Annotated in this window: 18 protein-coding genes; 13 read left to right on the top strand and 5 right to left on the bottom strand. The window is 70.2% G+C overall.

All coding sequences use genetic code 11. The annotated features are described in order from the left end of the window. The first annotated feature begins 88 nt into the window (after window positions 1-88). The 5 genes from FMQ63_RS38320 to FMQ63_RS03650 all read left to right on the top strand — a co-directional run bounded on the left by FMQ63_RS38320 (window position 89) and on the right by FMQ63_RS03650 (window position 7563). Entirely contained in the window at window positions 89-220 is a 132-nt protein-coding gene (locus FMQ63_RS38320; protein ID WP_011552355.1) for a hypothetical protein, read from the top strand. Between the two features lie 159 nt (window positions 221-379). Beyond that, on the top strand, window positions 380-2839 hold the full coding sequence (gene thrA, locus FMQ63_RS03665; RefSeq protein WP_011552354.1) for a bifunctional aspartate kinase/homoserine dehydrogenase I: 2460 nt from the start codon (window positions 380-382) through the stop codon (window positions 2837-2839). 115 nt (window positions 2840-2954) lie between these two features. Beyond that, on the top strand, window positions 2955-4568 hold the full coding sequence (locus tag FMQ63_RS03660) for a hypothetical protein (RefSeq protein WP_225909894.1): 1614 nt from the start codon (window positions 2955-2957) through the stop codon (window positions 4566-4568). 13 nt (window positions 4569-4581) lie between these two features. Beyond that, window positions 4582-5082 carry a hypothetical protein gene (locus FMQ63_RS03655; RefSeq protein ID WP_011552352.1) on the top strand — a complete coding sequence of 167 codons (501 nt, stop codon included), beginning with the start codon at window positions 4582-4584 and terminating at the stop codon, window positions 5080-5082. A 381-nt stretch (window positions 5083-5463) separates the two neighbouring features. Then, window positions 5464-7563 (top strand): spermidine synthase, encoded by a 2100-nt coding sequence (locus FMQ63_RS03650; protein WP_020477592.1) that lies wholly within the window; start codon window positions 5464-5466, stop codon window positions 7561-7563. Between the two features lie 57 nt (window positions 7564-7620). On the opposite strand, the gene FMQ63_RS03645 is transcribed toward FMQ63_RS03650, so the two are convergent. The 3 genes from FMQ63_RS03645 to FMQ63_RS03635 form a co-directional block, all read right to left on the bottom strand. Next, window positions 7621-8988 carry a TAXI family TRAP transporter solute-binding subunit gene (locus FMQ63_RS03645; protein WP_011552350.1) on the bottom strand — a complete coding sequence of 456 codons (1368 nt, stop codon included), beginning with the start codon at window positions 8986-8988 and terminating at the stop codon, window positions 7621-7623. 113 nt (window positions 8989-9101) lie between these two features. Further along, window positions 9102-10187, bottom strand: coding sequence for a ribosome small subunit-dependent GTPase A (rsgA, locus tag FMQ63_RS03640; RefSeq protein ID WP_011552349.1), 1086 nt, complete (start codon window positions 10185-10187; stop codon window positions 9102-9104). A 101-nt stretch (window positions 10188-10288) separates the two neighbouring features. Then, window positions 10289-10507, bottom strand: coding sequence for a hypothetical protein (locus tag FMQ63_RS03635; protein WP_020477591.1), 219 nt, complete (start codon window positions 10505-10507; stop codon window positions 10289-10291). Window positions 10508-10592: 85 nt separating this feature from the next. Between FMQ63_RS03635 and FMQ63_RS03630 the strand changes: the two genes are divergently transcribed. Further along, on the top strand, window positions 10593-11063 hold the full coding sequence (locus FMQ63_RS03630) for an FBP domain-containing protein (protein WP_026113942.1): 471 nt from the start codon (window positions 10593-10595) through the stop codon (window positions 11061-11063). A gap of 56 nt (window positions 11064-11119) precedes the next feature. Then, window positions 11120-13423 (top strand): hypothetical protein, encoded by a 2304-nt coding sequence (locus FMQ63_RS03625; protein WP_171452312.1) that lies wholly within the window; start codon window positions 11120-11122, stop codon window positions 13421-13423. Window positions 13424-13683: 260 nt separating this feature from the next. Here FMQ63_RS03625 and FMQ63_RS03620 read toward each other — a convergent pair whose 3' ends face one another. Both FMQ63_RS03620 and FMQ63_RS03615 read right to left on the bottom strand, forming a co-directional pair. Continuing rightward, on the bottom strand, window positions 13684-14136 hold the full coding sequence (locus FMQ63_RS03620) for a hypothetical protein (RefSeq protein ID WP_020477590.1): 453 nt from the start codon (window positions 14134-14136) through the stop codon (window positions 13684-13686). A gap of 188 nt (window positions 14137-14324) precedes the next feature. Beyond that, entirely contained in the window at window positions 14325-16760 is a 2436-nt protein-coding gene (locus FMQ63_RS03615; RefSeq protein WP_225909893.1) for an ABC transporter permease, read from the bottom strand. 193 nt (window positions 16761-16953) lie between these two features. On the opposite strand from FMQ63_RS03615, the gene FMQ63_RS03610 reads away from it, so the two are divergent. The 6 genes from FMQ63_RS03610 to meaB all read left to right on the top strand — a co-directional run bounded on the left by FMQ63_RS03610 (window position 16954) and on the right by meaB (window position 24777). Then, window positions 16954-18027, top strand: coding sequence for a nitronate monooxygenase family protein (locus tag FMQ63_RS03610; RefSeq protein WP_011552343.1), 1074 nt, complete (start codon window positions 16954-16956; stop codon window positions 18025-18027). 152 nt (window positions 18028-18179) lie between these two features. Continuing rightward, on the top strand, window positions 18180-18821 hold the full coding sequence (locus FMQ63_RS03605) for a DsbA family protein (RefSeq protein WP_011552342.1): 642 nt from the start codon (window positions 18180-18182) through the stop codon (window positions 18819-18821). Between the two features lie 55 nt (window positions 18822-18876). Continuing rightward, window positions 18877-19644, top strand: a complete 768-nt coding sequence (locus FMQ63_RS03600) for an RNase H family protein (protein WP_011552341.1) — start codon at window positions 18877-18879, stop codon at window positions 19642-19644. Between the two features lie 80 nt (window positions 19645-19724). Next, a complete protein-coding gene (locus FMQ63_RS03595) occupies window positions 19725-21605 on the top strand; it encodes a methylmalonyl-CoA mutase family protein (RefSeq protein WP_011552340.1) in 1881 nt (626 codons plus the stop codon). Continuing rightward, a complete protein-coding gene (gene scpA / locus FMQ63_RS03590; RefSeq protein ID WP_011552339.1) occupies window positions 21605-23797 on the top strand; it encodes a methylmalonyl-CoA mutase in 2193 nt (730 codons plus the stop codon). Before FMQ63_RS03595 ends, scpA begins: the two co-directional genes overlap by 1 nt. Beyond that, window positions 23794-24777, top strand: coding sequence for a methylmalonyl Co-A mutase-associated GTPase MeaB (meaB, locus tag FMQ63_RS03585; RefSeq protein WP_011552338.1), 984 nt, complete (start codon window positions 23794-23796; stop codon window positions 24775-24777). Before scpA ends, meaB begins: the two co-directional genes overlap by 4 nt. Window positions 24778-24829 lie beyond the last annotated feature (52 nt).

The following is a 24829-nucleotide window of genomic DNA, read 5'->3' as shown; positions in this document are numbered from 1 at the left end:
TGACCTCCGCGAGCCCTTCCCCGTCATGCATGGACCTGCCGGGTCCCCTGCTTGACTTGCCGCGGCAAGTTCGGCCAGCCTTCCCTTCATGAACGGCGTCAACGGCCAGCACGTGCAGCGCGAGGGAACGACGTTCCTCGCCCGCGCGTGTGTCCTGACGACCGTGCTGACCACCACCACCACGACCACGACGACTCCCCGCCGGGCGCGGGTGGTCTAGCGACGGAACCACCTTGGTTTCCAGCTCGGCCCCGCGCTCTCCGGCGCGGGGCTTTTTTGTTTTCACATGCCGCAGGAGCCCCGACATGCAGCCCTCCTCGCAGTCGACACCGACAAACCCGCCGTCCCGCCTCGCCGCCTTCCACGCGGAGGTGCGCTCATGAGGGTGATGAAATTCGGGGGGACGAGCGTGGGCAACGCCGAGCGGATGCGCGGCGTGGCGGACCTGGCCGCGGCGGCGCGCAAGCAGACGCGGGTGATGATGGTCGCCTCGGCCGTGTCCGGCATCACCAACCTCCTGTTGGAAGCGGCCCGCGCGGCCCAGGAAGGTCAGCCGGTGGAGTCGCTCCACGGCCGCTTCGAGGACGTCCACCGCGGCATCATCCGCGAGCTGGCGCCGGAGCTGGGGGAGGCGCGGCAGCGCTCGCTGGAAGAGGGACTTTCCACGCTGGCCTCGGAGCTGCGCGGGCTGCTGCAGGGCGTGGGGCTGCTGCGGGAATGTTCGCCCTCCGTGCTCGCGCACCTGTCCGGACTGGGCGAGCGCGCCGCGTGCCTGATTCTGGGCGCGCTGATGCACGCACGCGGACTGGAGCCGCACGCAGTGGAGCCACGGGACGTCATCCTCTGCGCGGGGGACCCGCTCCAGGCCACGCCGCTCCAGGAGGAGACCCGGGCGCGCTTCACGCCGCTGCGCGAGGCCGGCGGTCCCGGGTTGATGCTGATGCCGGGCTTCTTCGGCGGTGACACCCGGGGCAAGACGATGTGCCTGGGCCGGGGTGGCTCGGATTATTCGGCGGCGCTGGCGGCGGCGGCGCTGGACGCGGAGCTGCTGGAGATCTGGACGGACGTGGACGGCATCTTCAGCGCCGACCCGCGGCTGGTGCCAGAAGCCTTCCCGCTGCCCGAGGTGAGCTTCGAGGAAGCCATGGAGCTGGCCTACTTCGGCGCCAAGGTGCTCCACCCCAAGACGATTGCGCCCGCGCGCGAGCGCGGCATCCCCGTGCGCGTCTGCAACAGCTTCCGCCCCGACCACCCGGGCACCCGCGTCACCGACGACGCCGCGCCGCCCGAGCACCCGGTGCGCGGCCTCTCCTTCCTTCCCGGCATCGCCCTGGTGAACCTGGGCGGCGCGGGGCTCAAGGGCGTTCCGGGCACCGCCGCCCGCGTCTTCGAGTCCATGGCCCTCGCCAACATCTCCGTGGTGCTCATCACCCAGGGCTCCAGCGAATGCTCCATCAGCTTCTGCGTCCAGCAGGCGGACGCGGAGCGCGCCGTGCAGGCCCTGGAAGTCGCGTTCGAGATGGAGCGCGCGGCGGGCAAGGTGGACACCATCGAGCAGCAGCGCGGGCTCGCCGTGCTCAGCATCGTCGGTGATGGCATGCGCCACCGCGTGGGCGTGGCGGGCACCTTCTTCAGCGCGCTGGCGGACGTGGGTTGCAGCATCGCCGCCATCGCGCAGGGCTCCAGCGAGCGCAGCATCTCCGCGGTCATCGCGGAGACGGACGGTCCCCGCGCCCTGGCCCATGTCCACGGTCGGTGCTTCGGCACCACGGAAGTCGTGGAGCTGCTGCTGGCCGGCGTGGGCAGCGTGGGCGGCGAGCTGCTCAAGCAGGTCCACCAGCAGGCGCCCAAGCTGCGCGCCCACGGCGTGGACCTGCGCGTCTGCGTCATCGCCAACAGCAAGCGCGTCGCGACGGCGAGCGAGGGAATTCCCCTGGAGGACTGGAAGCAGCGGCTGGCGGCCAGCAGCGACGGCGCGCCCCTGGACGCCTTCCGCGACTGGGCCCGCGCGAAGCGGCCGGGCCGGCCCGTCTTCGTGGACTGCACCAGCAGCGAGGACATCGCGCTCGCCTACCCGTCGCTGATGGAGGCGGGGCTCCACGTCGTCACCGCCAACAAGAAGGCCAACGCCGGCCAGTGGAGCCACTACCGCAAGCTGCGCGAGACGGCCTCCCGTCACCAACGCCGCTTCCTCTACGAGACGAACGTGGGCGCGGCGCTGCCCGTCATCGACACGCTGAAGAACATGCTTCGCACGGGAGACCGGGTGCTGCGCGTGGAAGGCATTCTCTCCGGCTCGCTGTCATTCATCCTGGGCCTGACGGAGGAAGGCGTCCCCTTGTCGCAGGCGGTGGGCACCGCCATGGAGAAGCGCTTCACCGAACCCGACCCGCGCGACGACCTCCACGGCACCGACGTGGCGCGCAAGGTGCTCATCCTCGCCCGCGAGCTGGGCCGCCAGGTGGAGTTGGAGCAGGTGACGCTGGACTCCCTGCTGCCGTCGGACTTCGACGCCACCGGGCCGCTGGATGACTTCCTCGCCCGGCTCCCCCAGGTGGACGCCGCCTTCCAGCGCCGCGTGGAGACACTCCGCGCGGAGGGCAAGGTGCTACGCTACGTGGGCAGCGTCACGGAGGACGGTTGCTTTGTCGGGCTCGTGCCGGTGCCCCTGACGCACCCGCTGGCGGCGGTGAAGGGCGGAGAGAACGCGCTCAGCTTCACCTCGGAGCGCTACAGCCCCACACCGCTGGTGATTCGCGGCTATGGCGCGGGCGCCGCGGTGACAGCGGCTGGCGTGCTGGCGGACGTGCTCCGCCTGGTCGACGGGCCACTCCCCTGAGTTGACGCCCGGTCCGACAGGTCCGCGGCCGATGTACGTTTGAAGTTGGCTGCGGACTTGTCGACAATGCCCCGCCTGCCCTCGAATGCGCGAGAGGCAAGGGGGAGAGAACGGAATGGACGTGACTCGCAAGCCGACCCGAGACCTCACCTGCAAGGTGCTGGCGCTCGCATTCACCCTGGCGCTGACAACTGCGTGTCCCGGTGATGACGACGATGATGATGGGGGCAACGGTCCCCCGGGCGACCCCGTCACCCTGAGCGGCACGGTGACGTACGACTTCGTCCCAGCCGTCTACTCTCCCTCCACGCGGCGGGGGACCCTGGAGTTCAACCAGGCCCAGAAGCGACCCGTGCGCAACGCAGTCGTCCAGGTGCGACAGGGGACGCGGGTGCTCGTCGATGGAACGACGAACCAAGAGGGCCGCTACACGCTGACGTACAGGCCGTCTGGCAGCGGCGCGCTAACGGTCGTCGCGCTCGCCAAGACGACCCAGCCCGAAATCCAGATTGAGGACAACACCGACAACAACGCCATCTGGGCGTTGGGTGGCGACATCACCACGACGGTGACGACCAAGGACTTGCACGCGACCCACGGCTGGGCGGGCACCAGCTACACGGCCAGCCGGCGCATCGCGGCGCCCTTCGCCATCCTCGACAGCATGTACACCGCGTCGCGGGCCTTCATGGACGTGCGCCCGGTCAACTTCCCGCTGCTGAAGGTGAACTGGAGCCCGAACAACGTGCCCCAGTCTGGCAGCAAGCCGCAGGGCCGCATCGGCACGTCGCACTTCTCCTTCTCGGAGAACGAAATCTACGTGCTCGGCCGGGACGGCGTGGACACCGACGAGTTCGACGCCCACGTCATCGTCCACGAGTGGGGGCACTACTTCGAGGCCAACCTGTCGCGCGCGGACAGCCCGGGCGGACCGCACTCCAGCGGTGACATCCTTGACCCGCGCCTCGCCTTCGGCGAGGGCTATGGCAACGCGCTCGCCAGCATCCTGCTGCCGGAGCCCATCTACGTCGACACGATGTGGAGCGGCTCGACGCTGGCCGCCTTCGGCTTCGACGCGGAGAGCGAGCCGCCCAGCACCGACGACCCGGAAAAGGGCGCCTTCTCCGAGATGAGCGTCTTCCGGCTGCTCTATGACTTGTACGACTCCGGCACCAACGAGTCGTACGACAGGGTGTCGTACGACCTGGGCATCCTCTACGACGTGCTCGTCGGCCCGCAGAAGTCGACGCCCGCGCTGACCACCATCGGCTCGTTCATCAACGGCCTCAACGCCCAGCCCGGCGTCAGCACCGCGGACGTGTACCAACTGCTGGCCCACTACAACATCGGGTCCATCTCCTCGGACTTCGGAGATGGGGACACCCGGCTGCGCGCCATCTACACCGACGTGCCGGGCATCCCGTACACCACCGAAGTGCCGCTGGTGGGCGGGCTCGACTACAACAAGCGCAAGCAGAACCAGTACTACGTCTTCACCGGCACGGGCCGGAACATGACGCTCAGCGCGTCCCATGCGTCGCAGGACGTGGGCATCGAAGTCTTCGGCCAGGGCCGGAGCCTGGCGGAGTCCGACATCAGCTACACCGGTACGGAGACGGTCAGCATCCCGACCCAGGCGGACGCGCGGTACGTCGTCGTCGTGTACGGCTTCAAGGAGACGACCGGTAACTACAGTCCCTTCCCCACCCTCTCCATCACCAGCCAGTGATTCCGGAGCGCACATGAACCTCAAGGCAATCGCAGCCCTGTCCAGTCTCCTCGCGCTCACGGCGCAGGTCGCCTGCACCTCCCCGTCGAAGTCGAACCCCACGCCCAGCGACAGCTCGGACACCACGAAGGCCGGCGCGCCAGTGAAGGTGGACGCGAAGCTGGGTGAGGACCAGGCCCGCGTCTCCCTGCGCTTCGACGCGCCGGCGACCGACGTCAAGGTCAGCCTCTCCGGCGTGGACGGACTGGAAGTGAAGAGCTCCGCCACCCCCGTGTCGGGTGGCAGCTTCACCCCGGACGCCGTGTCCGAGTTCGACGTGAGCTTCACGCCGGGTGAAGGGCAGTCTCACCTCGTCGTCACCGTCACGGGTGATTTCCGCGGCGCGCACCTGTCGCGGGTGTTCAGCTTCGCGGTGGGCACGCCCACGGCGGCGCAGCAGAAGACCGAGGGCACGACGGTGACGGGCGACGACGGGCAGCCCATCAAGGTCATGCCCTCGTCCGACGCCGAGTAGTCCGGCGGGCACAGCCGGGGCCCGGAGAACCGGGCCCCGCCGAAGCAGACCCCCTGAAAAAACACAGCGGGGAGCGCGCCCCCCGACGCACTCCCCGCCGCGTGAGCCACTCAGACGAGAGCTCCAGAAAAAAACATTGGGAGCACGCCCCCTCGACGTGCTCCCAATGACTGCGCGGCCCGACTCCGGCGCGCCCTCCCCCTCTGGAAGCAACAGCCCCCCCGGGCTTGCTTCCTCCCCATCCCCACTTCGAAATTCAAAACGCACGGCGCCGAAAACCTTGAAGCACCCCTGCGTTTTTTTTCCGGGCCGCCTGGAGCGATGCTCCGCCCACACGGCCACACACACGCTGCGTATGGGCCTTCGCGAGTGGCTCCCAGGATGACGACCGACCTTCCCGCCCCGAAGCCCTCGACCCACGGCCTCACAGGGACGCTGTTCCACCTCTGGGTCTTCCTCGGCTCCTTCCTGCTCTTCCAGGTGGAGCTCATCCTCGCGCGGCTGCTGCTGCCCTCCTACGGAAGCAGCGCGGCCATCTGGACGACGTGCCTGGTGTTCTACCAGGCGGTGCTGCTGCTCGGTTACTTCTACTCGAGCCGGGTCGCGGTGGCCGCGCACCAGGGCCGCTACCGCTGGGCCCACCTGGGCTTCGTGCTGCTCGCGGTGGTCGTCTTCCCGTTCCGGCTGCACCTCTTCGAGCTGCACCCCGTGGCGGCCATCCTGCTCACGCTGACGCTGTCACTGGGGCTGCCGTTCCTCGCCCTGTCGACGACGAGCGTCGTCGCCCAGGGGTGGTTCACCCGAACGGAGCATCCCTCCCGGGGTGACCCGTTCTTCCTCTACGGAACGTCCAACGCGGGCGCGCTCACGGCGCTGCTCACCTTCCCCTTCCTGGTGGAGCCGGCGCTCGACATCCAGGAGCAACTGGCCGTCTGGTACGTGGGCTACGGCGCGTTCGTCGTCTTCGCGCTGCTCTGCATCCAGCGCGTTCGCCCGGCGCTTGCCGGTGGAAGCACGACGTCCGAGCCAGCGGCCCGGACCGAGCCGGTGCCCCGCGCGCCGCGCGCCTCACGCATCACCTGGCTGCTGCTGTCCGCGAGCGCCAATGCGCTGCTGCTCGCGGTCACCAACGTCCTCACGCTGGATGCCTCCATCCCGCTGCTGTGGATCCTCCCGCTCTCGCTGTACCTGCTCACGCTCATCGTCTGCTTCTCGAAGCGGCCCCCCACGCCCACGGGGTTGAACCGGCTCGCGCTGGGAAGCCTCGCCGTCGCGGCGGGCGCGGCGCTCTTCTCGCTGGCACGCGCGCAGACGTCGCTCCCGTCCCTGGTGCTGCACAGCGCGGTGCTTTGGGTGGGCTGCCTGCTGATGCATGGCAACCTCGTGTGGTGCCGCCCCTCGGACCCGCGCCTGCTGGGCTCGTTCTATCTGCACGTCTCGCTGGGCGGCCTGGTGGGCACCTTGCTGCTGGCCCTGCTCGTTCCCCTGACGCTGGGCTCGCTGGCGCTCCCGTACCTGGACCACGGCATCACCGGCCTGCTCCTGCTGGGAGGACTGGCGGCGCGGGACATGATGCGCCGGGGCCAGGGGCTGCCCGTCCCGAAGCTGGCGCCCTACGTATCGAGCGGAGCCGCCCTGTTCGTCGTCGCGGTCCTGGTGCTCTCCGGGTGGATGCTCGCGCGCGGGCGCATCGAAGGCTCGCGCACCTTCTACGGCCTCTACACGGTCAAGGACGCGGAGGGCCTGCGGCTGTTCCAGCACGGCAGCACCGTCCACGGCGTGGAGAACCTCCACCCGGACGAGCGAGGCGAGCCCCTCTCCTACTACCACCGGGGCTCCGCGGTGGGCCGGGTGCTGGCCTCGGAACGGATTCCGCGTGAGCGCGTGGCCGTCGTGGGGCTCGGCATCGGCAGCCTCGCCGCGTATGGCCGCACTGGCGAGCATTGGGACTTCTACGAGTTGGACCCGGAGGTGGAGCGGCTCGCGCGCCAGCACTTCAGCATGCTCGGCTCCAGCCAGGCGGAGCTCCGCGTCCTCGCGGGGGATGCGCGCCTTCGCATGGAGGAAGCCAAGGACGGCGGGTACGACGTCATCGTCCTCGATGCGTTCTCCAGCGACTTCGTCCCCACGCACCTGCTGACCCGGGAGGCGCTGAGCCTCTATCTCCGGAAGCTCGCGCCGGAGGGGCTCCTGCTGTTCCATGTCTCCAGCCGGCTTTTCGACCTGGTCCCCGTGCTCACCCGCTTGAGCACGGAGCTGCGGGTCCAGGGGCTCGTGAACCGGACGGAGCGCCTCACCGCCGAGGAGCTGGCGTCGGGCCGCTCCCCCAGCGTCTGGTTCGCCATGAGCGCCAACAGCGACGTCGTGGCCCGCCTCACCCAGGAGCTGCCCTTCCAGCCGGTGGACACGCCGCCCGAGCTGAAGGACAGGCGCGTCTGGTCCGACAGCTACGTCAACCTGCTGCACGCGCTCGCGCACTGACCCACGGCCTCGTGGCGCTTCCGACCAAGCCCCGGAAGCGCCCTGTGGCCGCGACGGCTACGCGGTCTTCTCCCGGGCCGTGAGCACCTCGGACGAGGGCTCGCCGGATTCGGCGATGCGCCGGGTGAGGCGGCGACGGACGACGTCGACGTGCTCCCGGAAGAAGTAGAGGTTCTCCGCGTAGGCCAGGGGCATGGGGATGCGGTTCACCTCGCGCTCGGCCTCGTCGAGCCGCCGCAGCATCTCCTCCAGCATCTCCCGGCCCGGGCCCTCCTCGAGCTGGAGCTCGATTTCCTTCAGCCGCGCGTACCAGCGGAAGATGCGCGAGCGCACGCGCCACTGGTACAGCGCCGGCGCCACCCGGCCCAGGGGCACCAGGACGGCGATGAAGGGCACCAGCATCACCCAGAGCCGGTCCACCAAGTTGGCGGCCCAGAACGGCAGATAGCGGTGCAGGAGCGGAACGCCGGACTCGTAGTAGCGGCGCGCCTCGCTGCTGAACGGAAAGCCCGCCTCGAGCGCCGCCGGGAATTCGCCCGTGCGGTCCAGGATGCCGGCCTTGCCGTGGACCTCGCTGGCCGCGCGCATCAAGAGGTAGGCCAGCGCCGGGTGGAGCGCATCGGTGGCGACCAGGTTCGCGGTGGGCGCCAACATCACCACGTCATGGCCTGGCACGTCCGCGGCCAGGTCGAGCACGCCCCGCGGCAGCACGTGCCGGGACAGATAGGGGTAGCGGCGCACGTAGGCCTCGCCCCGCGAGAAGCTGAGGAGATGGATGTCCGGCACCCGCGCGAGCCGCTGGACGGGCGGCGACTCCGCTGGGGACACGATGAAGACAGCATCGACCTTGCCCTGCTTGAGCTGCTCGATGGCCTCGTCGCGCCCCAGGTTCAAGAGTTCCGTGGGCGCGGCGCCCACGCCGTTGGCCTCCAGCAACTTCATGGACAGGGCGCGCGTGCCACTCTCCTCGGGGCCCACGACGATGCGCTTGCCCTGCAGGGCATTCAGGTCGTCGATAGTGGGCCCTCGGTAGAAGACCCACAACGGCACATAGGAGAGGCTTCCCAGGGACACGACGTGCGGCGCCTTGGTGGCGTCGGACGTCCCGCTCTGAACGAAGGCCACGTCCACGCCCGAGCGCTCGTCCTCCAGCAGTTTGATGCTGGTGAGCGAGCCGTCCGTGGGACGAATCTCCACCGTGACGCCGTGCTTCGCGAGAATCTCCTGATACTTGCGCGCGAAGTACCGGAAGCCGCCCTCGTCCCCAGCCGCGGCGATGACGACCTTCTTCGGCGGCGCGGGCTTGACGAAGTAGAACGTGACGGCGAACGCGATGCTGACGATGACGAGCGCGGGGCCCAGCGTCATCCAGAGGTCCCACCGCAACGTGCGACGCAGGCGGGCCTTGAGCGAGTCCTTCTTCATGATGGGCGCGGAGTATAGACACGGCGCGCGCCAGCCACGGGGCCCGGCCGCCGGTGGGGCGGCCGGGCAGTCAGAAGGCGGTCACTCCACCCGCCTCCCGAGGGACGGACGTCTCAGTCCCGCCGGCGCTTGGAGCGTGACGCCTCCCAGCCCATCAAGGTCCTGCCGCGCTCGTGGCGCCGGTGGTCGCGCTCGGCGGACGCACTGCGCTGACGGACCTGATAGGCCTGCTCACGCCGCAGCCGCTCGTAGCTGGCGAGCCGCGCCTCGGGCAGGGCCCCCGACGACACGGCCGCGCGCACCGCGCACCCGGGCTCGCGCTGGTGCTGGCAGTCCGTGAAGCGGCAGCCGGCGGCCAGCTCGAGGATGTCGGTGAACGTCTGGCCGATGCCGTCATCCTCGCCCCACAGCCCCAGCTCGCGCATGCCGGGTCCGTCGATGAGCAGTCCGCCGCCCGGGAGCACGAACAGCTCGCGGTGCGTGGTGGTGTGACGGCCCTTGTCGTCCTCGGCGCGGACCGCCTGGGTGACCAGCCGCGCCTCGCCCAGGAGCCGGTTGACCAGCGTGGACTTGCCAACACCGGAGGAACCGAGCAGCGCCCCCGTCTTCCCGGCCGGAAGCTGCGCGCGAAGGGCCTCGATGCCCTCCCCCGTCCAGGAACTCAGCGCGAGCACGGGTACGCCTGGAGCCAGCTCCTCCACCTCGGCCACGAGCGAGTCCGCGTCCGGGCGCAGGTCCGCCTTGGTGAGCACCACCACGGGCGCGGCGCCGCTGGTCCACGCCAGCGCCAATGCCCGTTCGATGCGGCGGGGATTGAAGTTGCCGTCCAGTCCCGCGACGAGGACCACGACGTCCAGGTTGGCGGCGATGAGCTGCCCGTCGCGCTCACTGCCCGCCTCGCGCCGGGCGAGCACGCTGGCGCGAGGCAGCACCGCGTGGAGCAGCGCCTCGCCGTCCCCATCGGGGAGTTGGAGCGCCACCCAGTCGCCGATGGTGGGCAGGGACTCGACGCCGGGGGCTTGATGGAGAAGCCGGCCCGCGGTGCGCGCCAACAGGGTGCGCGTGTCCGTCTGGACCGTGAGCAGCCCTCGATGCTGGCGCACGACGCGGCCAGGGACGAGGGACAGTGGGGACTGCGAGACGAGCGTAGAGAATGCGTGTTCGAAGGCTGGACCCCAGCCGAGGGTTTCAAGCGACATGGTTGGAAGGACTCCGGACAGAGCGGTGCCAATGGCGCACCTGGTTCTTCAGGGCTCCCCGAGGAGCGCACGGCCGCGCTGTGTCAGACCTTCGCGGCCGGCTAGGCGGCCTGCGCCCTCGAGGCGAACAGGACTTCCACCGCGTCGAGCACAAGGGGCGAGTTCACGATGCCTCCAAAGGACTTCAAGGGGCGGTGCCCACCACCGCCCGGCACGGCATGTCTATCCCGGCGCGTGGCGGCGGGGAATGGCCACGTGTGCAGAACCGCCGCCAGCGCCCGGCCGTCCAGGTAGCGCAGCGCGCCGAGCACATGCCGCACCGGGCGAGCGCCCGCCTTGCGGGTGGGTTCCGGTGGAAACGGACGCACCCCATTGTTAGGGGCAGATGTCCTCCAAGGAGCAGCCGTGTTCCGATTCGAAAACGACCGGGCGCTCATCGAATCCTTCCGCCCCAGAGACCGCCGAGTCATCGAGATGCCCCCGGGCATCACCTTCCCACTCTTCGTGCGGGACTACCTCGCCTGGACGGAGACGTCCGGCGCGCGCGTGTACCTCATCTTCTCCGCACCGGGCAGCCGCAAGCCCATTGGCATCATCTTCCGCCGGGACGCCCTGGGCGGCGAGCCCGTCACTCGCATGTGCGAGTGGTGCCACAGCTACGGCTCGGCTCACGAGGTGTGCCTGCTCACCACAGCGGTGGACAACAAGCGTCGTGTGGGGGTGAACCTCTGCGCCGACCTTCGGTGCAGGGAGAAGATGGAGGACGCGGCGGACCGCTCCGGTCGACACCCGCTTGAATTTCTCGGAAAGCTCAATGAACGAATGTTTCGTTTCGCGCATGAGGCGTTGGGCATCGAAGCGCAGCCCGCCGCCTGATGCCGCCGGGCAATCGGGCTTGACGGTGGCGGCATCCTTCGCTCTTTAGCGAAGTGATGCCCCCTGTCCGCCTCGTCGTTCTCGCCTCGCTGCTGGCCGCGGGGCTCGCCGCCGCCGCCCCCGTCGTGCAAGTGCCGGAGGGTGGCCGCCCCGTGGAAGTGCTGGCCCAGGGGGTCGTCTGCGGACCGGTCCGCAACGGCTGGAGCCTGGGCCCGGATGGTCGCTCCGTGCATCCGCCCGCCAGGCCGGACGACAACGCGCGCACGCAGGACCTCAAGGTCGCCGACACCCCGGCGCAGTGCGCGACCAGTGAGCGAATCGTCACGGTGATTGCCACCGGGCCGCTGCCGCGCATCGACTTCTCGGGGACTTCCTTCTATCCGGACGAAGGCCGCCTGGAGCTGCGCGGCGTGGGGCTGTTGAACGTGGGCGTCGCGTGGTCGGGCAAGCCGCGCGGCGAGCCGGAGCGCCCCGCCATGGAGGGGCAGGACGTCTGTCTGTCCCCCTCCAAGCCCCGGGGCCTCGCGGACTGCGCGGTGCCCGTGCCGCAGGGCCTGCCCACGGACACGTCGCTGTACTGGATTCCGCCCTACGGCCGCGTCGGGCCAGACGTGAAGACCTACGACGCCCTCGGGAACCTGGTGGACCCCGAATCGCTCCGCATCCGCCCCGGCCGCACCATCCTCACCGAGCCCCTGGTGCTCTCCAACGGAATCGACGTGTCGAAGGGGCCGGGCAGCGTCCCCGTCAGCCACTCCGAGGCGATTGCCACCGCCGACTGCGGCATCGCCCGCTGCGAACCAGCCGAAGGCTTCATCTCCGTGCGCAACGTCCCGGGCGTGGATGCCACGGTGACGCTGCGCGCGCGACTGGTGCCGCGCGTCTACTTCTCGCGCGCCGATGTGCTCGACCAGGTCATCACCACCACGCTGTCCGTGCTGGCGTGTCCCCTCACGGCGGTGGAGGGCTCGGTGCTGCGCGGCGCGGAGAACTCCGCGCTCGTGGTCCGGTTGGATCCCGTCTGCGCCCATGACCCGCGCACCCTGGTGTGGACCGTCAACGGCCTGCGCGTTCGCGTGGAGCGCGTGGTGAAGCTGGCGGAGGGCACCTATGTACTGCTGCGCACGGGCGGCACGTCCGATCAGCAGGTGACCATCACCGCGCTGACGTCGCGGCAGGATGGAACGGTGGTGGCCTCGGAGACGGCGAAGACGCTGCCCCTGCCCGTGCCCCGGGCCAGCTTGGAGCTGCCCGGGCTTGGCTCCATCGATTTCATCCCGACGAACCGGCCCGCCCAGGTGAGCATGGCGTCCAACGCCGGCCTGGGACGCTTCGTGCTGGAGCCCTTGCCTGGCGCCTACAGCGTCACGACGCGGGAGTCCGTCACCCTCATCCAGGGCGAGGCGGCGCCGGGCGCCTTCGTGGCGCTGCGCTTCGGCTACCGGCTCCCCACGCTGCCCGCGGAGCTGGCCACCACCGACCTGGTGCTGGTGGATGAGCGCTTCCAACGCGTGGTGCGCGAAGCCAGCGTGCCCGCCCGCATCGAGAACCTGGTGGAGTTCGTCTGCGCGGACAAGGACGGCAAGGACCAGGTACTGGAGCCCAGCCGCCCCCACCGGATTCCCTACGAGATGCGCAACACCTGTCGCGTCATCGTGCACCGTCAGCGCTTGAAGCCGGAGGATGGGAACCAGGAGGTCCTGCTCCGCATCAGCGTCACGAAGCCGGATGGCTCGGTGCGCGGGGAGAGCGGCGTCGAGCAGCGGATGTTCCTGCGTCCGCAGGGAGAGCAGCGCGACATCCCCGTCCCGGGCAACATGGGGCAGTACGACCGCATCACCGTCCAGGTCTCCCACGTGGCGGACGAGTCCCGTTACGCCTTGAGCACGACGGACCGTACGGGCCTGCCTTCCGCGCAGTGGACGGCCATCGTCACCGGTGGCCTCTTCCGGCTCTACACGACGGCTGCCATTCCCGCGGGCCTCTACCGCGCCACCGAGCCCACCGGGCAGCTCGCCATCAACTTCGGTGTCGTGTCGCGACTGGCGTTGCTGAACAACGAAGGCCAGGAACGCCTGCTGGGAATCGAAGCGGGTTTGATGGGACTGGGGCTCGTGCCGCAGTCGGGTGACATTCAATTCCCGCCGACGCTCGCGGTCGTCTTGGGCCTGGGACTGCGCGTTCCGATTGGTCCGGGCGCTGCCGTCGGTGCGCAGGCGTGGCTGGCCTACGAGTTCCGCGGAGACATCCGACGTCGCACGGGAGGAGACCCCACGCTGGACCCAATCGTTCCGTCGAGCAAATGGTCCTTCATCTTCGGACCGAGCATCTCTGTCGGCAACGTGGGCTTCAATCTCTGAGCGCTGTTGAGTCGAACCGGTCCTCGCGAAGGCACACCTCCGCTGAGGACCGGCTCCCACTCGCCCATCCCACATACCCGAGCCGTGCCAACCCGTAGCTTCCGCAGGCGCGCTCCCAGCCCGTGCTCCGCGACCGGCGGCAACATCGGCGCAGGACCGCGCCTCCAACACGCATCCAGGAACGGCGGGAGCCGCGGCCGGGGCGGCGGTGAACCTGCACCGTCACGCTCCGGACCGCGGCCGTCCCCGTGCGGCGTGGACTACTTGTTCATCTTGTCGATGGAAGACGCCATGTTCTCGGTCGTCTTCTCCACGTTGAACTTGGTCCGGACCTGGTCCCCCTCCTTGATTTCACGCCGGAGGTGACTGTGGATGTCGCGGTGCTTCTCGATGGGCTTCCCATCGATTTGCGTGGAGTGGTTCACGCCCATCGCCACCACCGCGCCGTTCTCATCCTTGATGAAGACCTTGTCCTTCCGCAGGGCCACCACGGAGCCGCTCAGCTCCTGCTGGCCCTGCATCTGACGGCCTTGCATGCCGCCGGACGTCTGCGAGCCGCTGCTGGGTGGATGCTGCATCGATGGGTCCTGCTGCATCGATGGGTCCTGCGGCATCGATGGCTCCTGCGGCATCGACGGCTCTTGCGAGCCCTGCGCCAGAGCCGCGCCACCCGACGCCAGACCCGCGATCATCCCAATCACCTTGAGCTTCATGACCGACCCCTTTCGTCCTGGAGGGCGCACCTCGCCTCCGAAGCCAACCGTGACCATGCCCGGCGGCGTTGCCACCCGGTGCCACGGTGCGACCCGCCCCCTGGAACGCACCTCCAAGCTCGTCCGTCCCTCCTCGCGGTACGATGACCGCCGCGCCCCGTTGAAACGCAGCGGCCCCGGACGCCTGCTCAGTCCGCCCGGAGCGCCACCGCGGGGGAGACTCGTGCGGCCCGGCGCGCGGGCAGCAGCACCGCCAGGACGGCCACCGCCAACAGCACCGCCGCCACCGCCACGTACGTCAGTGGGTCCGTGGGCCGCACGCCGCTCAGCAGGTGCGTGAGGCCGCGGCTGGTGGCCACCGCCAGCCCCAATCCAATGAGGAGCCCACACGCCGTCAGCCCCAGGTAGCGGCCGAGCACCAGCCCCAGCACCTGCGCCTGACGCGCGCCCAGCGCCATGCGGATGCCCAGCTCGCGGGTGCGCTGGAGCACCGCGTAGGCCACGACGCCATAGAGGCCCACCGCCGACAGCACCATCGCCAGCGCCGCGAAGGCCCCCGCCAGCAGCAGGTAGAAGCGCAGCGGCGCCACCGTGCGGTCAACCACCGAGGCCAGCGTGCGGACACTGCCTGGCGCCAGGCTCGCATCCAACGCACGAATCTCCGCGCGAGCCGCGGGAGCCAGGTCGAGCGGCGCCCCCTTCGTCCGCAGCAGCACCACCATGCTCGTGGTCCGCGCCTGCACGTAGGGCACGTACACCTCCGGCAGGGACGGCGCGCCAAGCCCTTCCAGTGCCACGTCGTCCACCACGCCCACCACGCGCCCACCCATGGCACCACTGCCCCAGTCCATGCCGGTGTCCAGCGTGCGCCCCAGGGGCTCTTCGCCAGGCCAGAAGCGGCGCGCCGCCGCCGCGTTGACCAGCACCGCGCGCCCACCCGCGCCCTGGTCCGCCGCCGAGATTCCCCGGCCCTGAAGCACCTTCACGCGCAAGGCCTCCAGCGCCCCGGGCGTCACGATGCGCACGCTGGCCTGCCATGGCTCCGTCCCCTCCGGAACGGGCCGCATGGGGTCCTTCACGGGAACGGTCCACCGGGCCCCATCCAGTGGAAGCCCATTCACGGCACCAACCTGCTCCACGCCGGGCAGCGCCCGCAGCCGCTCGAGCAACGTGTCATAGAACGCCGCGGGCGCGGCGGTGCCAAAGCCATAGTGAAGCGGCGGCAGGTCCACCTTCACCGTCAGCACGCCCTCGGGGTCGAAGCCGGGCTTGGCCCGTTGCAGGTGCACGAAGCTGCGCAGCAACAACCCCGCGCACACCAGCAGCAGCACCGCCAGCGCCGTCTCCGCCACGACGAGCACGGAGCGCGTGCGGTGCCCCTGCGCGCCGCCACCCCCGCCGCCCACCACCCGCTTCAACCCACGAACCAGGTCCAGCCGCCCCGCCTGGAGCGCGGGCACCAGCCCGAACAGCAGTGTGGTCAGCACGGCCAGTCCCGCGGTGAAGGCCAGCACCGGGCCATCCAGCGACACCTCTTCGATGCGGGGAATGTCCTGAGGCCCCCACGTGGCCAGCGCATCCAGCGCCCACATCGCCACCAGCAACCCCACAGCCGCGCCCAGACCCGCGAGCACGCCGCACTCCACCAACAGCTCGCGCGCGATGCGGCCACGGCTCGCGCCCAGGGCGATGCGCACGGAGACTTCCCCCTCACGCGAGGCTGCCCGCGCCAGGAGCAGGTGCGTGAGGTTCGCGCACGCGATGAGCAACACCAACCCCACCGCGCCCAGCATCAACAGGAGCGACGGACGGACGTTGCCCACCAGCACGTCGCGCAGCGGCTCCACGCGCGCATCCTTGCCCTCGTTCGTCTGGGGGTACTGCCCCGCGAGACGGTGGGCGATGGCGGAGAGCTCGGTGCGCGCGGACTCCAGCGCCACGTCCGGGCCCAGGCGGCCATACACCTCCAGCCAGTGCGCCCCGCGCCCCTCGGGCTTCGTCATGCCCTCTTCCCAGAGCAGCGGGCTCCACAGCTCCGAGCGTGCGGGGAAGTCGAAGCCCGGCGCCATCACCCCCACCACGGTCCACGGCTCCGGAGCGCCCAGGTCCACCGAGCGCCCCAGCACGGCGGCGCTCCCGCCGAAGCGCCGCTGCCACAGCGCATGGGAAATCACCGCCACCTTCGGAGCGCCGGGCCGGACGTCATCGGGGTGAAGCGCGCGCCCCAACTGCACGCGAGCGCCCAGCATCGGGAAGAAGTCGCCCGTCACCATCCCCGCCTGCACCTTCTCCGGCAAGGTGTCCGCGCTGTCCGCCGCCAGCGTCACCGCCACGGGCGCCACCGCGGACAGGCCCTTCAGCGTGCGGCTCTGCTCCCGCAGGTCCATGAAGTCCAGCACGGAGGTGGGCCCCGGCCCCTGCGTCCTCAGGCTGTACATGCGCACCAGACGGGCGTCGTCGTGCATGGGCAGCGGCCGCAGCAACACGGCATTCACCACGCTGAAGATGGAGACGTTGGCGCCAATCCCAAGCGCGAGCGTGGCCACCGCGACCAGCGTGAAGGTGGGACTGCCACGAAGCCGGCGCAGCGCGAAGCGGAGGTCCTGGCCAAGGGTCATCGTCATGTCCAGGACGCCCGAGCATGCCGCGTGCCACACCGGCGTACAGGCCATCTGGACGAAGCGAGAAGCCCGGTTGCACGGGAATGGGAATCGGAGTCCCGCATCCGGACATCCCGCGCGCTTCCGCGTGTCGTTTCTCGCACCCCGTCCAGCGTCCGCGGTTATCCCTCCGCCATTCCCGACTGAAGGAGCCGCGATGAGCCCGCACCGAACGAACGAAGCCCTCCAGAAGCTGGGCATCCAACACCCCATCATCCAGGGCCCCTTCGGAGGCGGACTCTCCACCGAACGACTCGCGGCGGCGGTGTCGAATCTCGGAGGGCTGGGCTCGTATGGGGCGTATCAGCTCCCGCCCGAGGAGCTTGGCCGCGTGGCGGACCGGATTCGGGCGCTGACGGACAAGCCCTTCGCGCTGAACCTCTGGGTCTCCGACCATGACGCTGGCGGAGACGCACTCAGCCCTGAGGATTTCGACCGCGTCTACCGACTCTTCGAGCCGTACTACCGCGAGCTCGGCGTGGAGAAGCCCGCCATGCCCGAGCGCTTCCACCACCGCTTCGAGGACCAGGTAGAGGCGCTGCTCGAAGCCCGTCCCCCCATCTTCAGCTTCGTGTTCGGCGTGCCCCCCGCCTCGGTCCTGGCGGAGTGTCGGCGCAAGGGCATCCTCACCGCCGGCGCGGCCACCACGCTGGCCGAAGCCGAGGCCCTGGACGCGGCGGGCGTCGACCTCATCGTGGCCACGGGCTTCGAGGCGGGCGGACACCGTCCTTCATTCCTCGCGCGCGCCGAGGACTCGCTGATGGGGACGCTGGCCCTCACGCCGCTCGTCGCCGACCGCGTGAAGGTGCCCGTCATCGCGGCGGGAGGCATCGCGGATGGCCGAGGCATTCGCGCCGCGCTCACACTGGGTGCCCAGGCCGCGCAACTGGGAACGGCGTTCCTTGCCTGCGAGGAATCGGGAACGACGGACGCCCACCGCGAGCTCCTCTTCAGCGACCGCGCGAAGCACACCACCTTGACGAGGTCCTTCACGGGCCGGCTCGCGCGAGGCATGCGCAATCGTTGGACTGAGGAGGTGGCCCATCAACTGTCAGCGCTCGCGCCCTTCCCCATCCAAGGTTGGTTCCTGTCGAAGCTCAAGCCCGCGGCCGTCAAGGCGGGCCGCACGGACCTCGTGTCGCTCTGGGCAGGTCAGGCCACGCCCAACCTGCGGCACCGGACCGTGCCCGCCCTGATGGACTCCCTCATCAAGGAGCTCTCGGCTTCGTGACGCGGCGCACCCTCCATCCTTTCGAGCGCGCGGCAACGGCCCGCACGCCCGGCTGGAGTCCAGGAGGACCGGCGCCACTGCATCCCGCGCACGCACGGGCATGGCCAACGTGAGGAGATGTCCCCTGCGGGGGACTTCAAGGAGCCTCGCCCATGGCCCAATCGGACACGCCGGTCCGCCTCGACGTCTGGAGCGATTACGTCTGCCCCTTCTGTTACCTCGAGCTTCCCGTCCTCGAGCAGTTGCATGCCCGGCTGGGCTCGGCGCTCGACATCCACTGGCGCGCGTTCGAGCTGCGTCCGGTGCCCGCGCGACCGCTCGCCCCGGTGAGTGAGCCCCCTCGGTCGGCCTGGGCCCGCTCCGTCTACCCGTTGGCCGAGCAGCGGGGCCTGACGATGAGGCCGCCGCCGGTGCAACCGAAGAGCCGGCTGGCGCTCGAAGCCGCCGAGTTCGCCAAGGACGCTGGGTCCTTCTCCCCGTTCCATGAGGCCCTCTTCCGTGCCTTCTTCGCGGACGGCCAGGACATCGGGGACCTGCGCGTGCTGGGGGCGCTGGCGGAGGACGTAGGCATGGACCGCGAGTCCATGACACGCGCACTGGAGGCGGGCCGGTACACCGCGCGCGTGCTCGCCGACGAGGAGGAGGCACAACGGCTGGGGATCCGCGGCGTCCCGGCCATGCGGCTCGCGGGCAATGGGCCCGTGCTCCTGCTGACCGGCGCTCAGCCGGAAGAAGCCGTTCGCGCCGCCTTCGCGCGCGTCCGGCCGGGCCCCTCCCTGAGTGCCGTGCACTGAGCGCGCGGCCACCGCCGTCCTGGCGGGAGCACTTCGCGCCGAATAGGGTGCCGGCATGGAGCACCGCCCGACCCTTGTCTTCGCTGATGGCGCCTGTTCAGGAAACCCTGGCCCGGGTGGCTGGGGGAGCATCATCGTCACGCCCGACGGGCTGGTGACGGAGCTGGGCGGACACGAGCCGGAGACCACCAACAACCGGATGGAGCTGACGGCCGTGGGCAAGGCCCTGCGCCACCTGGAGCGCGCGCCGGGCCCCATCCACATCCACACGGACTCCACGTATGTGATTCAGGGAGCTACCAAGTGGGCGTTCGGCTGGAGCCGGCGCGGGTGGAAGACGGCCGAGGGTGGCGAGGTCGCCAACGCCATCTATTGGAAACGGCTGATGGCGCTCCTGGCGCAGCGCAAGGAGAGCCATGCCGCCGAGGCCGCCGCCGTCGCGTGGTTCTACATCCGGGGCCACGTGGGCGTTCCCGGCAACGAGCGTGTGGACGCCATCGCCGTGGCCTATTCCAAGGGGCGTGACGCGAGGCTCTACACCGGCCCGCTCCACGGCTACGGCGTGGCGGTGCACGACCTGCCGGAGGACATGTCACTGCCTCCAGAGAAGCCCAAGGAACAGCGGGAGGCAGCGGCCAAGGCCTACTCCTACCTGAGCCAGGTGGGCAGCTCCGTGAAGCGCCACGCCTCCTGGGCCGCGTGTGAGCGCCGGGTAAAAGGTGTGTCCGGCGCCCGTTTCAAGAAGACAAAGAGCGCGTTGGATGAAGCCAAAGTGCTGGAGGACTGGGGCTTCAAGGGACAGGACGTCCCGTCGGAAGACTGAGGCAGCCCCTCCAAGCCCATTGCCCCGCCGGTCCATTGCGCCTATGGGTCGGTGCCACTCCCATCCCGCGAGGACGCAGCATGGCTCAAGAGCCTCTCCATATCGCCTCGGAGTTCCCGGCCCCGTCGGTGGAAGACTGGCGCCGGCTCGTGGACAAGGACCTGAAGGGCAAGCCCTTCACCGCGCTCCAGTCGCAGTTGGAAGGCGGCCTATCGCTCCAGCCGCTCTACACGCAGCAGGATGCCGCCGTCGCGCCGCCCGGCGTGGCCCCCTACGTGCGCGGCACCCAGGCCCTGGGCCTCACCGAGGGTGGATGGCTGGTGTGCCAGGAGTACAGCGAGCCAGACGTGACGCAGGCCGCCGAGGCCATCCGCACGGACCTGGACCGGGGCGGCTGGGGCGTGTGGCTCCACCTGGGCGACACGCACGGCGTTCGCGTACCGGATGCCGAGGCGCTGCGGCGGCTGCTCGCCCATGCGCCACTGGACACGACGCCCGTCCACCTGGAGCCCGAGTCCGACCCGCTGGCCGCCGCCCAGCGCCTGCTCCACGTCGCGGAGCAGACGGGCGTGTCCCGCGCGGCGCTGAAGGGCAGCCTCGGCGTGGATCCGCTCGGCATCCTGGCCCGTACGGGCTCGCTGCCCATGGGGCTGGACGCGACGCTTTCCCAGGCCGCGCCCCTGGTCACCTCGCTGCGTGAAGCCGCGCCCGGCCTCCGGGTGCTGCTCGTGTCCACGCGCGCCTACGCGGACGCGGGCGCCACATCGGTGCACGAGCTGGCCTGGGCCATCGCCACGGGCGTGGCGTACCTGCGCGGACTGGAGCGCGCGGGCGTCTCCCCCGACGTCGCGGCGCGCTCCGTCCAGTTCGCCATGTCCGTGGGGGGACAGTTCTTCCCGGAGATTGCCCGGCTGCGCGCGGCGAGGCTCTTGTGGTCCAAGGCCGTGGCGGCCTGTGGCGGCTCGCCGGAGGCCCAGGCCATGGTGCTGCACGCGCGCACCGCGAGCACCACGAAGACGCAGCGGGACCCGTGGGTGAACATCCTCCGCGCCACCGCGGAGTCCTTCGCCGCCGTCGTCGGTGGCGCGGACAGCGTCAGCACCTCGCCGTTCGACGAAGCCCTGGGCACGCCCGACGCGTCCGCCCGCCGGCTGGCGCGCAATACGCAGCTCATCCTGCGCGACGAGTCGAGCCTCAACCGCGTCGCCGACCCCGCGGGCGGCAGCTACTACCTGGAGCAGCTCACACAGGACATCGCCCGCGCGGCGTGGACCGAGCTGCGGCGCATCGAGGCGCTGGGCCGCATGGAGCAAGCGCTCACGAGCGGCGACGTGGCCCGCGTGCTCGCGGAGACGCGCGCGGCGCGCGACAAGGCCGTGCGCACCCGCCGCCTGCCCATTGTCGGCGTGAGTGAGTTCCCCCACCTGGGCGAAACACCCGTTCAGCGGAAGTCCCGCGCCGAGGCGTCCACGGCGCCAGCGACATCGGGCCCCCTGCCGCTGCGCCCGGCGCGAGTGGCCGAGCCCTTCGAGGCGCTGCGCGACGCGAGCGACCGCCACCTCGCCGCGCACGGTGCACGCCCCAAGGCCTTCCTGGCAAGCCTGGGCACGGTGGCCGAGCACACCACCCGCTCCACGTGGACGGCCAACGTCCTGGCCGCGGGCGGTATCGAGCCGGCGGACCAGCATGGCTTCGCGGACATCGCGGACGCGGTGGCCCGCTTCCAGGCATCCGGCGCGCCGCTCGCCGTCATCTCCGGGCCGGACGCGCTGTATCCAGAATGGGTGCCCGCGTTGACGGCGGCGCTGAAGTCGAAGGGCGCGCGCGCGGTGGCCGTGGCGGGCCGGCCCGGTGACCATGAGGCCGCCTTCCGCGCGGCCGGCGTGGACGTCTTCTTCTACGCGGGAGCGGACCTGTTCGCGCTCCTGTCCTCACTGCACCAGCAGCTCGGAGTGGCCTGATGCGCCCCCACGTACCGGACTTCTCGGGCATCGACTTCGACGCCCCCGAAACGCACTCCGCCGCGCCCATGCGCGACCAGCAACTGCGTCAGGCCGGCGAGGCCACGCGCAACGCCGAGCGCTGGGACACGCCCGAGGGCATCCCCGTCAAGCCGGTGTACACGCGAGAGGACATGGAGGGCGTGGAGCACCTGGGCTCGCTGCCGGGCCTGCCGCCCTTCGTGCGCGGCCCCTACTCCACCATGTACGTGCAGCAGCCGTGGACGGTGCGGCAGTACGCCGGCTTCTCCACGGCCGAGGCCTCCAACGCCTTCTACCGCCGAAACCTCGCGGCGGGACAGAAGGGCCTGTCCATCGCCTTCGACCTCGCGACGCACCGGGGCTACGACAGCGACCATCCCCGCGTGGCGGGTGACGTGGGCATGGCGGGCGTGGCCATCGACTCCATCAAGGACATGCGCATCCTGTTCGACCGGATTCCGCTCGACCAGATGAGCGTGTCCATGACGATGAACGGGGCCGTGCTCCCGGTGCTGGCGCTCTACGTGGTCGCCGCCGAGGAGCAAGGCGTGCGCCCCGAGCAGCTCAGCGGGACCATCCAGAACGACATCCTCAAGGAGTTCATGGTCCGCAACACGTACATCTACCCGCCCGCTCCGTCGATGCGCATCATCGGCGACATCTTCCGCTTCACGGCGGAGAAGATGCCGCGCTTCAACAGCATCAGCATCAGCGGCTACCACATGCAGGAAGCCGGGGCGACGCAGGACCTGGAGCTGGGCTACACGCTGGCGGATGGCGTGGAGTACGTGCGCGCCGGGCTCGCGGCGGGACTGAGCGTGGACGCCTTCGCGCCGCGCCTGTCCTTCTTCTGGGCCATTGGCATGAACTTCTTCATGGAAGTGGCCAAGATGCGCGCCGCCCGCCTGCTCTGGGCGAAGCTCATCAAGGGCTTCTCCCCGAAGACGGACAAGAGCCTGGCGCTGCGCACCCACAGCCAGACGTCGGGATGGAGCCTCACCGCGCAGGACGTCTTCAACAATGTCGTGCGCACCTGCGTGGAGGCCATGGCCGCCACCCAGGGCCACACGCAGAGCCTGCACACCAACTCGCTGGACGAGGCCATCGCGCTGCCCACCGACTTCAGCGCGCGCATCGCCCGCAACACCCAGCTCTATCTCCAGTTGGAGAGCGGCACCACGCGCGTCATCGACCCGTGGGGTGGCAGCTACTACGTGGAGCGCCTCACGCACGAACTGGCGCACAAGGCGTGGGCCCACATCCAGGAGGTCGAGGCGCTGGGCGGCATGACGAAGGCCATCGAGGCCGGCCTGCCCAAGCTGCGCATCGAGGAGGCGGCGGCGCGCACCCAGGCGCGCATCGACTCCGGCCGCCAGGCCATCATCGGCGTGAACAAGTACCCGCCCGAGCGCGAGGACTCCATCGAGATTCTCAAAGTGGACAACTCGGCGGTGCGCGAGGCGCAGATTGCCCGGCTGCGCGAGCTGCGCGCCGAGCGCAACGCGGAGGACGTCCGCCGCAAGCTGGACGCGCTCACCGAGGCGGGACGGCGCGGCGAGGGCAACCTGCTGGCACTGGCCATCGACGCGGCCCGCGCCAAGGCGACGGTGGGCGAAATCAGCGACGCGCTCGAGAAGGTGTTCGGGCGCTACGAGGCCACGGTGCGCAGCGTGACGGGTGTGTATTCCAGCGAAGCGGGCAAGGACGCTCAGGGAATCATCGACGCGCGCGAGAAGGCGGACGCGTTCCTCGCGCGCTTCGGCCGCCGGCCGCGCATCCTCATCGCGAAGATGGGGCAGGACGGACATGACCGCGGCCAGAAGGTCATCGCCACCGCGTTCGCGGACCTGGGCTTCGACGTGGACATCGGTCCCCTGTTCCAGACGCCCGAGGAGTCCGCGCGGCAGGCGGTGGAGAACGACGTGCACGTCGTGGGCGCCAGCTCGCTCGCCGCCGGCCACCTGACGCTGGTGCCGCAACTCAAGCAGGCCCTCAAGGCGCTGGGCCGTGAGGACATCATGGTCGTCGTGGGCGGCGTCATCCCCGCGCAGGACTACGACGCGCTTCGCGCCGCGGGCGCCGCGGCCATCTTCGGCCCTGGCACGGTCATCTCCAAGGCGGCCATCGAACTGCTCGACAAGCTGGCCGCGTCGCTGGAGGAAGAGGCGTGAAGCTGCTGTCCGCGGACGCGTATGTAGACGGTGTGCGCGCGGGTGACCGCGCCATGCTCGCGCGCACCATCACCCTGGTGGAGAGCGAGCTGCCGCGCCATGCCGCGCTCGCCCAGGAGGTCCTCACGCGGCTGCTCCCCGCCACGGGTGGCAGCCGGCGCGTGGGCATCAGCGGCGTGCCGGGCGCGGGCAAGAGCACCTTCATCGACGCGCTGGGCATGCACTTGGTGAAGGCCGGCAAGCGCGTGGCAGTGCTGGCCATCGACCCGTCCAGCACCGTGTCCGGCGGCAGCATCCTGGGTGACAAGACGCGCATGGCGCGGCTGTCGCGCGAGGAAGCCGCGTACATCCGCCCCAGCCCCTCCAGCGGTACTTTGGGCGGCGTGGCACGCAAGACGCGCGAGACGCTGCTCTTGTGTGAGGCGGCGGGCTTCGACGTGGTCCTGGTGGAGACGGTGGGCGTGGGCCAGTCGGAGACGGTGGTGGCCGACCTGGTGGACTTCTACCTGGTGCTCATGCTGGCGGGCGCCGGGGACGAACTGCAGGGCATCAAGCGCGGCATCCTCGAGGTGGCGGACATGCTCGCCATCAACAAGGCGGACGGCGACAACAAGCCGCGCGCCGAAAGGGCCCGCTCCGAGCTACGCGCCGCGTTGCACCTGATGCGGCCAGGCGCCGAGCCGGAAATCACCACCTGCAGTGCCCTGGAGGGCACCGGCATCGAGAAGCTGTGGACATCCGTCGAGACGCAGCTCGGGCGGAGCGCGGTCTCGGGCGCGATGGAGCGCCGCCGCAAGGCGCAGCAGGTGCAGTGGATGTGGTCCATGGTGCAGGACGGCCTCCGAGCGGCCCTGCGTGCGCACCCCGAGGTGTCCGCACTGGTGCCCACGCTGGAGGCGGACGTGCGCGAAGGGCGTGCGACACCGACGTCGGCCGCACTGCGGGTGCTGGGCGCGTTCCTCCCTGAAACGAGGGCCTGACAGCCCGCGTCGAGGAGCGGTCAGTCACGCTCCAATCCCTTGCCTCGACACA

Origin of the sequence: Myxococcus sp. CA005 (assembly GCF_006518205.1) — a bacterium.
Taxonomy (GTDB): domain Bacteria; phylum Myxococcota; class Myxococcia; order Myxococcales; family Myxococcaceae; genus Myxococcus; species Myxococcus xanthus.
Note: the sequence above shows the minus strand (reverse complement) of the source record. Positions and strands in the feature narration are given on the sequence as shown.

Excerpts from the sequence above, each read along its gene's own strand:
- FMQ63_RS38320 (WP_011552355.1), top strand. The coding sequence starts at position 89 with ATGAACGGCGTCAACGGCCAGCACGTGCAGCGCGAGGGAACGACGTTC.
- thrA (WP_011552354.1), top strand. The coding sequence starts at position 380 with ATGAGGGTGATGAAATTCGGGGGGACGAGCGTGGGCAACGCCGAGCGG.
- FMQ63_RS03660 (WP_225909894.1), top strand. The coding sequence starts at position 2,955 with ATGGACGTGACTCGCAAGCCGACCCGAGACCTCACCTGCAAGGTGCTG.
- FMQ63_RS03655 (WP_011552352.1), top strand. The coding sequence starts at position 4,582 with ATGAACCTCAAGGCAATCGCAGCCCTGTCCAGTCTCCTCGCGCTCACG.
- FMQ63_RS03650 (WP_020477592.1), top strand. The coding sequence starts at position 5,464 with ATGACGACCGACCTTCCCGCCCCGAAGCCCTCGACCCACGGCCTCACA.
- FMQ63_RS03645 (WP_011552350.1), bottom strand. The coding sequence starts at position 8,988 with ATGAAGAAGGACTCGCTCAAGGCCCGCCTGCGTCGCACGTTGCGGTGG.
- rsgA (WP_011552349.1), bottom strand. The coding sequence starts at position 10,187 with ATGTCGCTTGAAACCCTCGGCTGGGGTCCAGCCTTCGAACACGCATTC.
- FMQ63_RS03625 (WP_171452312.1), top strand. The coding sequence starts at position 11,120 with ATGCCCCCTGTCCGCCTCGTCGTTCTCGCCTCGCTGCTGGCCGCGGGG.
- FMQ63_RS03620 (WP_020477590.1), bottom strand. The coding sequence starts at position 14,136 with ATGAAGCTCAAGGTGATTGGGATGATCGCGGGTCTGGCGTCGGGTGGC.
- FMQ63_RS03615 (WP_225909893.1), bottom strand. The coding sequence starts at position 16,760 with ATGACGATGACCCTTGGCCAGGACCTCCGCTTCGCGCTGCGCCGGCTT.
- FMQ63_RS03610 (WP_011552343.1), top strand. The coding sequence starts at position 16,954 with ATGAGCCCGCACCGAACGAACGAAGCCCTCCAGAAGCTGGGCATCCAA.
- FMQ63_RS03605 (WP_011552342.1), top strand. The coding sequence starts at position 18,180 with ATGGCCCAATCGGACACGCCGGTCCGCCTCGACGTCTGGAGCGATTAC.
- FMQ63_RS03600 (WP_011552341.1), top strand. The coding sequence starts at position 18,877 with ATGGAGCACCGCCCGACCCTTGTCTTCGCTGATGGCGCCTGTTCAGGA.
- FMQ63_RS03595 (WP_011552340.1), top strand. The coding sequence starts at position 19,725 with ATGGCTCAAGAGCCTCTCCATATCGCCTCGGAGTTCCCGGCCCCGTCG.
- scpA (WP_011552339.1), top strand. The coding sequence starts at position 21,605 with ATGCGCCCCCACGTACCGGACTTCTCGGGCATCGACTTCGACGCCCCC.